The 12,355-nt window shown below is 39.6% G+C and carries 9 protein-coding genes, 1 tRNA gene and 2 rRNA genes (1 of these 12 cut by a window edge); 10 read left to right on the forward strand and 2 right to left on the reverse strand.

The window, feature by feature from the left end; genetic code table 11:
• The 10 genes from QE450_RS20555 to QE450_RS20600 all read left to right on the forward strand — a co-directional run.
• Positions 1-759: ribosomal RNA gene (locus QE450_RS20555) — 23S ribosomal RNA — on the forward strand (it extends 2,165 nt beyond the left edge of the window).
• A gap of 62 nt (positions 760-821) precedes the next feature.
• Positions 822-938: ribosomal RNA gene (rrf, locus tag QE450_RS20560) — 5S ribosomal RNA — on the forward strand.
• Positions 939-1,857: 919 nt separating this feature from the next.
• On the forward strand, positions 1,858-3,315 hold the full coding sequence (gene guaB, locus QE450_RS20565) for an IMP dehydrogenase (protein WP_273614342.1): 1,458 nt from the start codon (positions 1,858-1,860) through the stop codon (positions 3,313-3,315).
• Between the two features lie 484 nt (positions 3,316-3,799).
• The gene (locus QE450_RS20570; protein WP_373462013.1) at positions 3,800-5,221 is read left to right on the forward strand and encodes a D-alanyl-D-alanine carboxypeptidase family protein; all 1,422 of its coding nucleotides are present in this window, start codon (positions 3,800-3,802) and stop codon (positions 5,219-5,221) included.
• 217 nt (positions 5,222-5,438) lie between these two features.
• A complete protein-coding gene (pdxS, locus tag QE450_RS20575) occupies positions 5,439-6,320 on the forward strand; it encodes a pyridoxal 5'-phosphate synthase lyase subunit PdxS (protein ID WP_273614343.1) in 882 nt (293 codons plus the stop codon).
• Between the two features lie 15 nt (positions 6,321-6,335).
• Positions 6,336-6,917, forward strand: coding sequence for a pyridoxal 5'-phosphate synthase glutaminase subunit PdxT (gene pdxT, locus QE450_RS20580; protein WP_273614344.1), 582 nt, complete (start codon positions 6,336-6,338; stop codon positions 6,915-6,917).
• A 207-nt stretch (positions 6,918-7,124) separates the two neighbouring features.
• Positions 7,125-8,408, forward strand: a complete 1,284-nt coding sequence (gene serS, locus QE450_RS20585) for a serine--tRNA ligase (protein ID WP_301263908.1) — start codon at positions 7,125-7,127, stop codon at positions 8,406-8,408.
• An 89-nt stretch (positions 8,409-8,497) separates the two neighbouring features.
• Positions 8,498-8,586: transfer RNA gene (locus QE450_RS20590), tRNA-Ser, on the forward strand.
• A gap of 346 nt (positions 8,587-8,932) precedes the next feature.
• Positions 8,933-9,757 (forward strand): YitT family protein, encoded by an 825-nt coding sequence (locus tag QE450_RS20595; RefSeq protein ID WP_273616210.1) that lies wholly within the window; start codon positions 8,933-8,935, stop codon positions 9,755-9,757.
• A gap of 212 nt (positions 9,758-9,969) precedes the next feature.
• Positions 9,970-11,061 (forward strand): hypothetical protein, encoded by a 1,092-nt coding sequence (locus QE450_RS20600; protein ID WP_273614346.1) that lies wholly within the window; start codon positions 9,970-9,972, stop codon positions 11,059-11,061.
• A gap of 83 nt (positions 11,062-11,144) precedes the next feature.
• Here the strand turns inward: QE450_RS20600 and QE450_RS20605 are convergent, their stop codons facing one another.
• Complete coding sequence (locus tag QE450_RS20605) at positions 11,145-11,741, reverse strand: GNAT family N-acetyltransferase (RefSeq protein WP_307301755.1); 597 nt, start codon at positions 11,739-11,741, stop codon at positions 11,145-11,147.
• A gap of 21 nt (positions 11,742-11,762) precedes the next feature.
• Complete coding sequence (tadA, locus tag QE450_RS20610; protein ID WP_273616211.1) at positions 11,763-12,251, reverse strand: tRNA adenosine(34) deaminase TadA; 489 nt, start codon at positions 12,249-12,251, stop codon at positions 11,763-11,765.
• Between the last annotated feature and the right edge of the window lie 104 nt (positions 12,252-12,355).

Here is a 12,355-nt window from a genome sequence, read left to right on the forward strand (position 1 = left end):
GACATCGGAGCGCAAGCTTCGGTTGAGGCGCCGTTGGGATACCACCCTGATCGCATTTGAGTTCTAACCTCGTACCGTGATCCGGTACAGGGACCGTGTCAGGTGGGCAGTTTGACTGGGGCGGTCGCCTCCTAAAGTGTAACGGAGGCGCCCTAAGGTTCCCTCAGAATGGTTGGAAATCATTCGAAGAGTGTAAAGGCATAAGGGAGCTTGACTGCGAGACAGACACGTCGAGCAGGGACGAAAGTCGGGCTTAGTGATCCGGTGGTACCGCATGGAAGGGCCATCGCTCAACGGATAAAAGCTACCCTGGGGATAACAGGCTTATCTCCCCCAAGAGTCCACATCGACGGGGAGGTTTGGCACCTCGATGTCGGCTCATCGCATCCTGGGGCTGAAGTAGGTCCCAAGGGTTGGGCTGTTCGCCCATTAAAGCGGTACGCGAGCTGGGTTCAGAACGTCGTGAGACAGTTCGGTCCCTATCTGTCGTGGGCGTAGGAAATTTGAGAGGAGCTGTCCTTAGTACGAGAGGACCGGGATGGACGCACCGCTGGTGTACCAGTTGTTCCGCCAGGAGCATCGCTGGGTAGCTACGTGCGGAAGGGATAAGCGCTGAAAGCATCTAAGCGTGAAGCCCCCCTCAAGATGAGATTTCCCAGTATGTAAGACCCCTTGTAGACGACGAGGTGGATAGGTTGGGGGTGGAAGTGCCGCAAGGCATGGAGCTGACCAATACTAATCGGTCGAGGGCTTATCCAACAAGCTAACACGCGATGTTTTTGTTTTCGGATTCAGTTTTCAGGGAGCAACACACCTGCCTGTTTGGTAATGATGGCGGAGGGGTTCCACACGTACCCATCCCGAACACGACCGTTAAGCCCTCCAGCGCCGATGGTACTTGGACCGCAGGGTCCTGGGAGAGTAGGACGTTGCCAAGCAACGAGCAAGACCCAAAAGAGTGATTCCTGATTGTAGGAGTTGCTCTTTTTTTGTGTATATAAAAGAATGGAAACCATGGTGTTGGAACAAGTCTGATGAACGGGGTGGAGGGACAGGTGTAGGCATAGATGATTTACTGTTGCTGTTATAGGCGAGGAATATGCAAAGTCTGGTGGCTGGATCGCTTCGTTTGATGAGTCGTCTGGCGAGTCTTTCTAACCTTCTTCAAGTAGTTTTTTAGTGGGCGTTCCTTTGTCTCTCTAAAAAAACGTTTCCGATACCCGCGCTCATGTTCCATTATTTCTATGTACTGTTGATACTCCGTTCTCTCTACTGATCGGCTCTGCCTAAATACTGCCCTTTTTTGCTCCTACTGTCATTTATGATTTTCTGATAGTACATTACATATATATTAGTAGAGTGCTCTGTTTTTATGCTTTAGGTTTGTTGGATAACTTTCCTTAGGTATTTTTCACTTTGCTTTTCTAAATTGTGTTTATTTCTATCAGCTTTCTACTGTTTGAGGAAAAAGAGTATAATTAGTTTCTCTATCTCTTATCATCTATATGCATACTCATTAAGCTAAATATAAAAATATTATCATTTTATAATCTATATACAGCTAGAAAAAGTACAAGTAGAATAATCATTTTATGCATCATACTTATATTTCTTTTCCTTGATAAATAAGGGAAAACGTAGGTGAATGTCTCTACTAGGTGGACATTCGTTTGCGAGGAGAAATCAATTGTAGATAATACTTTAACATTCTTGACAGTCTGTAATACGCTTTGCTAAGATTGCAATAATATATTTTCAGAAACTAATGCAGAAACTCATTTTCAGCTATTTTAACGCCTTATTTGTGTAAGGTTTTTTTATTATAGAATAAAAAAAGAATAAGGGAGGAACATCCTTGTGTGGGAAACAAAATTTGCTAAAGAGGGACTAACATTTGATGATGTCTTGTTGGTACCCCGTAAGTCTGAAGTTTTACCAAAAGAGGTAAGTGTTGCTACAGTTCTTAGCAAGCACGTGAAATTAAATATTCCTTTGATCAGTGCAGGAATGGATACAGTAACCGAAGCAGCTTTAGCTATCGCTATGGCTCGTGAAGGCGGTATTGGTATCATTCACAAAAATATGTCTGTAGAACAACAAGCAGAAGAGGTAGACCGTGTAAAACGTTCCGAAAGTGGCGTTATCACTAATCCATTTTCTTTGACACCGGACAAAAAAGTATCTGATGCTGAAGCAGTAATGGCGAAATATCGTATTTCTGGTGTACCTATTGTAGATGAGAATAATGCATTAGTAGGTATTATTACTAACCGCGATCTTCGTTTTATTCACGATTACAATATTGATATTACAGAAGTGATGACTAGCGAGAAATTGGTCACTGCTCCTGTAGGAACTACTTTACAAGAAGCAGAAGTATTATTGCAACAACACAAAATCGAGAAATTACCTTTGGTAGATGAGAATAATATTCTTAAAGGTCTTATTACGATTAAAGATATTGAAAAAGCTATTCAATTCCCTAATGCAGCTAAAGATGCTCAAGGACGTTTGTTAGTAGGTGCGGCTATTGGCGTATCTCAAGATTCGTTTGTACGTGCGGAAGCATTAGTAAATGCAGGCGTGGATTTGTTAGTAGTGGATTCGGCTCATGGTCATCATATTAATATTTTGGATGCTGTACGCAAACTACGCTCGATGTTCCCTGAACTTACTATTGTAGCAGGTAATGTGGCTACTGGCGAAGCAACTCGTGATCTGATCCAAGCAGGCGCTTCTGTCGTTAAAGTCGGTATTGGCCCAGGTTCGATCTGTACAACACGTGTTATTGCAGGTATTGGTGTACCGCAAATTACCGCGATCTATGATTGTGCAACAGTAGCTCGTGAATATGGTATTCCGATCATTGCAGACGGTGGTATCAAGTATTCTGGTGAAATCACTAAAGCTCTGGCTGCTGGTGCGGATGCTGTTATGTTAGGAAGTCTATTTGCTGGAACAGAAGAAAGCCCGGGCGAATCTGAAATTTATCAAGGTCGTCGCTTTAAAGTGTATCGTGGTATGGGTTCTATGGCGGCAATGAAACAAGGAAGTAAAGATCGTTATTTCCAAGATGATGATAAAAAGCTTGTTCCTGAAGGTATTGAAGGACGTGTCGCTTATAAAGGACCTTTATCTGAGACGATTCATCAGTTGATTGGTGGTCTTCGTTCTGGTATGGGTTACTGTGGTACAGGAGATCTAACTGAATTACGTAACGATACTCAATTTATTCGTATTACAGGTGCTGGATTACGCGAAAGTCATCCACATGATATTCAAATTACAAAAGAAGCTCCTAACTATTCGATGTAATTGCGTTTATTCTATAATGTAGTTTTGACTAAAGCTAACGTATAGATATAAATAAGCCAATATAAGCAAAAGAATGAAGATTTTATAGCTTCTTCTTTTACATTTTAATTGACGTTTAGACAAGCTTGTGATTTTAAGACAAGCTTGTCTTTTTTTGCGTTTAACCGTATGTTAAAATGAGAAAGTCGTTGTGATATTCGGTAATTTTCGGTATATACCTCTATATGGTGATACATAATGACCAAGAACAAGAAATTGTAGGGATTTATACGAATTTATTGGATTGTATGACTATTTTTGAATTTAATTTAGGTTAAATTGTACCGTTCATATAACTGTAAGCTACTTATTTGGAATAGACTCCTAATAAGGTCTTGGTACATTCATATATACCAAGTTTATTTTGAATTGAATTGCAATCAAGTAGTAGGTAGTCTTTGAACAATATTCACATGCTTAAACATTTGAGGGGAGCATCAGCACATTGAAACGCAACAAATGGTTAGAAAACGGAATTTGGAATAAGTCGAAACGTCAAATGGTTACAAAAGGAATTACAGTTATTATGGTGGCAAATATGTTCTGTATGGCGGTTATTCCTACAGTTACTATGGCTGCGGCATCTGCTACAGATTCGAAGAGCACTACTACAGACAGTAAATCTACACCAGCTACTTCAAATGCTACAGGCAAATTACCTACTGCTGAATCACTTGGTTTGGATGTGAAATCGGCTGTCTTAATGGAAGCTTCTACCGGTAAGATTTTATTGTCTATTAATGCAGATGAAGCATTACCACCTGCTAGTATGTCCAAAATGATGACAGAATATCTAGTATCTGATTATGTCAAACAAGGTAAAATTAAATGGGACGATGTAGTAACTGTATCTGAAAATGCTGCTGCTCAAATCGGATCACGAGTATTTTTGGCTAAAGGCGATAAGCATACAGTACTTGATCTTTATAAAGCGATGGCTATAGGATCAGCAAATGATGCTTCGGTAGCGCTAGCAGAATTTATTGGTGGAACAGAACAAGACTTTGTAAAAATTATGAATGAAAAAGCAAAAGAATTTGGCATGAAAACTGCTCATTTTGCTAACTCTACAGGCTTAGATATTGCAGATATGCCTGCTGCAACAAGACCGGATTCAAATCAAGAAACGATCATGTCCGCAATGGATACTGCGTTGTTAGCTCAACATATTGTAGATGATCATCCTGATTTTAACGATGTTACTAAAATTCAATCGTTCAAATTCCGTCCGACTGATAAAGATCCGGTTGTAAACTGGAACTGGATGTTAGAATCCAATGCTTCGATCACTAACTTTAAAGCTTATGCTTATAAAGGATTAGACGGTCTAAAAACAGGACATACGAATGCAGCCGGACAATGTTTTACAGGTACAGCTGAGCGTAATGGTATGCGTCTAATTAGCGTCGTAATGGGTACAACGTCTGAACCTGAACGCTTTATTCAAACGAAAAAGATTCTTGATTATGGATTTGATAATTTTGAAGTCAAACAAGTAGTTGGTGCAAAAGCGGCTGTATCAGGTCTTGCTTCTCTACCGGTTGTAAAAGGTACAGCGAAAGAAGTTCCTGTTGTTACAGATGCAGCTGTCAATGTGGTTGTTCCTAAAGGTACAGCACCTAAAAATGTTACGTATACTGTAGCAGCGGCAAATGAAGCAACACGTACAGCACCAATAGCAGCAGGTAAAGCATTAGGAACAATTACGTACACGTATAAAGATTCCAATATGCCAGAAGATCAAGTTGAAACGGTAAACTTGATTGCCGCAGAACCTGTAGAAAAAGGTAGCTGGATACGATTATTTTTCCGGGCTATTGGTGATTTGTTCGTTGATTTATTCGATTCCGCTAAAAATATGTTTTAATACCTAAAAGTTGGCTGAATGCAATATAGATGATCCTATCAAATGTATTGTATATTCAATAGCTCTACTGTAAAATGATGAGTTAGATTCTGTCTCAAATTTAACGATGAATTTGAGACGTAAGCATCCAGTTATTTATGATTCCTTATGGAGTATAAATAGTCTTTGTAATCGAAGAATAATCTTATGTTATATATCGAATTCAGGGGGCATGAACATGGAAACCGGTACATCCAGAGTTAAAAGAGGTATGGCAGAAATGCAAAAAGGCGGCGTCATTATGGACGTTATGAATGCAGAGCAAGCTAAGATTGCAGAAGCTGCTGGTGCTACAGCAGTTATGGCTCTTGAACGTGTGCCTTCTGATATTCGCGCCGCTGGTGGCGTAGCTCGTATGGCTGATCCAACGATCGTAGAAGAAGTTATGAAAGTTGTATCAATTCCGGTAATGGCTAAGTCTCGTATCGGTCATTATGTAGAAGCTAAAGTATTAGAATCCCTAGGCGTAGATTATCTGGATGAGAGTGAAGTTTTGACTCCAGCGGATGAAGTGTTCCATATTGATAAACATGAATTTACAGTTCCATTTGTGTGCGGTGCTAAAGATTTGGGTGAAGCTCTTCGTCGTATCGGTGAAGGTGCATCAATGATCCGTACGAAAGGTGAGCCAGGAACAGGTAATATTGTAGAAGCGGTTCGTCATATGCGCTTTATCAATAGCCAAATTCGTAAAGTAACGAATATGTCTAAAGATGAGTTATATGCTGAAGCGAAAAATCTTGGTGTTTCTTACGATCTATTGGTAGGTGTACACGAAGCAGGTAGCCTTCCAGTAGTTAACTTTGCAGCAGGTGGAATTGCAACTCCAGCAGATGCAGCATTGATGATGTATTTGGGAGCAGACGGGGTATTTGTTGGTTCTGGTATTTTCAAATCAGATAGCCCTGAGAAATTCGCACGTGCTATCGTTGAAGCAACTACACATTTTGATGATTATAAATTGATTGCAGAAGTATCCAAAAACTTGGGTGCTCCTATGAAAGGTATCGAAATCTCCAAATTGGCTCCTTCAGAACGTATGCAGGATCGTGGCTGGTAAGAAAGAAGGTAGACCATGAAGATTGGTGTATTAGCATTACAAGGTGCTGTTGCAGAGCATTTGAAAAGCCTTCAACTGGCGGGTGCAGAAGCGATCAGTATTAAGCGTATCGAGCAATTAGAAGAGATTGATGGATTAGTAATCCCTGGTGGGGAAAGTACTACGATCGGTAAATTAATGCGTAAGTATGGATTTATCGAAGCGATTCAGCAATTTTCGGAGCAAGGAAAGCCACTGTTTGGAACGTGCGCAGGACTGATTGTATTATCAGAACGAATTGCCGGGCAAGATCAACCTCATCTTTCTTTAATGGATATGACCGTTTCACGTAATGCTTTTGGCAGACAACGTGAAAGCTTTGAAACCGATCTAGATGTGGTTGGAATTGACGAGCCGATTCGTGCAGTATTTATACGCGCTCCTCTTATTCAAGAAGTTGGAGAAGGCGTACAAGTATTGTCTACGTATCACGATGAGATTGTAACAGCAAGACAAGGGCATTTGTTAGCTTGTTCTTTTCATCCAGAGTTAACAGATGATTATCGCTTGCATCAGTATTTCGCAGACATGGTGCAAGAGTACGTCTCTCATAAGTAATCGCATGTTGTAATTAGCTAGATCGTTTAAATACATTACACCTTAACTCTTGGCAGCTTCTGTGATTAGGAATTGCTCCTGATACAGATGGCGGCAAGTTCTCACTTGCCCGGTATAAAGCGTTCACTCTTTTTGTAAAAGAATGAAGCTTGACGGCGGAAAAGAGAACCAGGAGTTAAGGTTATTTTCATTAGGAGGGGTTTATTGATGTTAGACGTAAAGATATTACGTAATGACTATGCACGCGTAGAACAAGCATTACAAAGCCGTGGCAAATCGTTAGATTTAATCGCAGAATTTCCTGCACTTGATTCCAAGCGTCGTGAATTATTACAAGAAACAGAATTACTTAAAAATCGCCGTAATGTAGTATCAGGTGATGTAGCTAAACGTAAAAAGAACAAAGAAGATGCAGAAGAATTAATTCTTGAAATGCGTGAAGTATCTGATCGTATTAAAGGATTAGATGAAGAGATTCGTCAATTGGAAGCACAAATCGATATGATGATGTTATCGATTCCTAATATTCCTCATAGCAGTGTACCTATTGGTGCTTCTGAAGACGATAATGTAGAGATTCGTCGTCATGGAGAACCACGTGAGTTCGCGTTTACTCCAAAAGCACACTGGGATGTTGCTCAAGATCTAGATATTATTGATTTTGAAGCGGCTGCTAAAGTAACAGGTTCACGTTTTGCTTTTTATAAAGGGTTTGGAGCACGTTTAGAACGCGCGCTGATTAACTTTATGATGGATTTGCATAGCAGTGAGCATGGATATGAAGAAATTCTACCTCCATATATCGTAAACAAAGATAGTCTTGTAGGTACAGGACAATTACCTAAGTTCGAAGAAGATTTGTTTAAGCTAAATGATACAGAATATTATCTTATTCCTACAGCAGAAGTACCGGTGACCAATTATCATCGTGAAGAGATTTTGCCAGCCGATCAATTACCAAAACATTACGTAGCATATAGCTCTTGTTTCCGTTCTGAAGCAGGTGCTTCAGGTCGTGATACTCGTGGCTTGATTCGCCAACATCAATTTAACAAAGTTGAAATGATCAAAATCGTACAACCAGAGACATCTTATGATGAATTAGAAAAAATGACAGCTAATGCAGAGCGTGTATTGCAGTTATTGGGTCTACCTTATCGTGTACTTGCTCTATGTACAGGGGATATGGGCTTCACAGCTGCTAAGACGTATGATTTGGAAGTATGGTTGCCTGAGAGTAATATGTACCGCGAAATCTCTTCTTGCTCGAATGTAGAGGATTTCCAAGCACGTCGTGCCAATATCCGTTTCCGTCAAGATACGAAGAGCAAACCTGAATTTTTGCATACGTTGAATGGATCAGGATTGGCTGTAGGCCGTACGGTTGCAGCGATTCTAGAGAACTATCAGCAGGAAGATGGCAGTGTTATTATTCCTGAAGTATTGCGTCCATATATGCGTGGGGCAGAAGCAATTACAAGCAAAAAATAATTTTTAAAATCTTTTTTTATAAAAAGCTTGTCAAATCTTAGAATCCATGATATGATATTTATGTTGTGCAAGATTGATAAAGCTTTTCTGGAGAGGTACCGAAGCGGTCATAACGGGGCGGTCTTGAAAACCGTTAGGGGGCAACTCCACGTGGGTTCGAATCCCACCCTCTCCGCCATATATTTAAATCCAAGTCGTTCCTTTACAGGAGCGGCTTTTTTGTTGTTCATTTATAAACTATAAGTATTTTTATACTATCTGCATTTGATTTTTGTAGGACAACCAACTATTTTATGTCATAATAAATAGTGACTACTCTGATATATAGATTATGGACTCCTGATCATATGGTATGTGTTCATTTCACCCATTATCATCTACTGCAAGAAAAAGATGTTACCAAACTCTATATCTCTACGTACATAAGAATAGGAGGACATACCATGGTAGATATGAATCAACCTCCCGATTTATCCACATTCGTGCCGATCAAGCACGGTAGACGGTCTTTGAAAAGTACAGTGATGCGTACATTGCTTATCGTGCTCGGTGCTATGATTGTAGCTGTCGCGTTAGAGCTGTTTCTGGTTCCTAACAATATTACAGATGGCGGAATTACAGGCATATCTATTATTTTGTCCTATATCACAAAGTGGCAATTAGGTCTGTTTCTATTTGTAATTAATATTCCGTTTTTGATTATTGGTTATAAGCAAATAGGTAAAACATTCGCTTTGTCTACTTTGTTAGGTATAACTGTGATGTCGATAGGCACATTTTTATTGCACCCTGTAGAAGCATTTGTAAAAGAAACCGTACTTGCTTTTGTATTTGGAGGTATGTTTCTCGGATTAGGTACAGGACTTGTACTACGTTCTGGCGGATCATTAGATGGTACAGAGATTGTAGCAATCTTATTGTCGCGACGGTCTATTTTTTCAGTAGGCGAGATTGTTATGATTATCAACGTGTTTATTCTATGCGGAGCAGGTTTTGTATTTGGCTGGGATCGAGCAATGTATTCTATTATTGCGTATTATATTGCCACCAAAGTGATCGATATTACAATTGATGGTCTGGATCAATCCAAGTCCGTATGGATTATAAGTGATCGTATTCAGGATATCGGAGATGCTATTATTCATCGTCTGGGACGAACAGTCACCTATCTGTCCGGTGAAGGTGGATTTTCCGGAGAAGAGAAGAAAGTCATTTTCTGTGTAATCACCCGCTTAGAAGAAGCCAAGTTAAAAGAAATTGTGAATCATTTTGATGAAACCGCATTTATGGCTGTTGGTAATATCCATGATGTTAAAGGTGGAAGATTCAAGAAAAAAGATATCCATTAACAAAGTGTAACTTCATTTTCCAGAATGTATGGTATGTTGGTAAAAGCTTCATCGTCAGTATATTCGTAAAAAGTAAGTATTAATAACCAATTTTGAGTTTTTGTATTTCAAAATTAGCTAAAATGGGTTATTATGTATGCTGGCTTTATACCTGTCGTATTTTGAAAATGAAGTAAAACTTCATCGCTGTAAAAAAAGAGAGGGGTAACAAAATGAAAAAAAGAATGACACTTGGGCTGTTAGTTATGCTCATGATACTTACAGTTGCACTTGTAGGTTGTACAAAGAAAGCTGAACCGAAAGAAGCGGTAAAGGCGGCAACAACCAACGCAGCTAAAATGACATCTTATGCAATTGCAACTAAGTTGAAAGTAAATGAATTATCTTTTACTACTGCTGATGGCAAAGCTACAACAGATGCTCAAAGTGCACAAATCGCAAGTTTACTTAAAAATGCAGAATTTAACGTAACAGGGGTATATCAAGGTGACCCTATGCAAACGGAATTGACGATGGAATTGAAATTGAGTGGCGATATGGCAATGACATTTACAGTGCCTATGGTTATGACTCAAGAAGTTCTGTATATCAAAATTCCACAAATCCCAATGTTGGCTTTGCCTGATACATTAGTAGGTAAATTCTTGAAATTGGATCTAAAAGAATTGGCTGCTCAACAAGGTCAAGAATACAAACCTTTAAGCCCTGCTACAACACAACAATTAACTCAAGACTTGTCTAATGCAGTGTTAGACAAATATGACCAAGCTAAATACTTCAAAGATGTAGATACAAAAGATGCTGCGCTTCCTGAAGGTGTAGATGCAAAACAAGTAGTTCAATTCGCAGTAACAAATGACAATGCTAAAGAAGCAGTAACAATCTTCGTAAAACAAGCATTGCCAGCTGTATTGGATGTATTGTCTAAAGAAGAATACCGTAATGCTTTGAATATCAAACAAACAGATATTGATGAAATGAAAAAAGAACTTCAATCTGAAGATTCTCAAAACAGCTTCAGTAAATCTGTCAACGAATTGGATAAATATTTAACACTAAACCAATTCCATATCAATACAGCAATCAACAAAGATGATTTCCCTGTATATCAACAAATGGTAATGGATGCTGTATTCTCTGATCCTGATACTAAGCAGAATGTGAAATTGTCTGTAGATGGTAGCAGTCAGTATTCCAAAATCAACGAAAAACAAACATTTGCTATCGGTATCCCAGCAGATGCTGATGTTGTAACAATGGATGAATTCCAAAAACAAGTTGGTTCTATGTACGGTGGTAACTAATCATTTGATAGCAAAAAGCTCACTGCTTATACGCAGTGAGCTTTTTTTATGTGTGAAATCAATATAGATACCAGTCAGTTTAGTTATAATGTAGAAGTATCTGCTGTAGAATCTGTTGAGAGACGCGTAAATTCTTCTTTTAGAATCGAAAACATCTGATGATCTTCCCACTGATCGTTGATTTTGACCAGCTTGCGTGCAATTCCTTCTGCTTGAAAGCCGCATTTCTCCAGTACACGCCTTGAAGCAATATTATGAGGCAAAATACCTGCTTGTACCCGGTGAAGCCCTAGAGAGCGAAAAGCGTACGCTAAAAGCAATTTTACACCGCCAGTCATATACCCTTTACCTTGAAAACTAGAATCCATAGAATAACCGATGTCTGCAAATTGACCTACACCGCGTACTAGATGTGTCAGAGATAACGTACCTCGTAACTCATGATCTTCTGAAGAAAATAAGCCAAACAGATACGCTTTATCTTCCCAGGCTTCTTGTTGTCTGCGATAGATCAAGTCCAATTGACTAGGAAGTGTAAAAAACTCATTAGGATATCTTGGCTCAAAGACTTGATTGGCTTCACGACTATTGACTCGTAACTGGAGAAGGGCAGAGGCATCCTCTGGCTCAAGTAAACGAATATAAATACCTAATGTACGATCAGACAATTCTAGCGACATACAACCCCTCCTTATACAGAATTATGATTGTAACGGTTTGCGCTTTTTGAGTCGCAAGCGTAGCTGTTTGAAAAAGTCAGTTAATAGTAACGCACATTCAGGTTGCAATATATCTGTAATGATCTCTGTACGATGGTTAAATCTAGGTTCTTGTAGCAGATTCATCAATGTACCAGCACAGCCTGCTTTGGGATCTACAGTTCCGTAGACTACAGTTGGTACACGACTCTGTACAATCGCCCCTGCACACATCGGGCAAGGTTCTAAAGTAACATACAGGGTACAATCTAATAATCTCCAGGCGCCCAATGTTTCACTCGCCTGTCTAATCGCTATAATTTCGGCATGAGCAGTAGCATCGAATGAAGTTTCACGTAAATTATAACCCCGGCCAACGATCACATTATCTTTGACTACAATCGCTCCGATCGGTACTTCACCGAGCTGTTCAGCTTTGCGAGCTTCGGCTATCGCTTCTCGCATCCAATACTCATGTACTTCTTGAGAAATAATAAACCCAACCTTTCACTGTGGATACTTTCTTTACTTGTACATCGAACAGATATTCGTTGTTAACACGTTGTGGATAGAACTGTGGATAACTCTTGAAAAAC

It is taken from the genome of Paenibacillus sp. SORGH_AS_0306, assembly GCF_030819345.1.
GTDB lineage: Bacteria > Bacillota > Bacilli > Paenibacillales > Paenibacillaceae > Saccharibacillus > Saccharibacillus kyungheensis.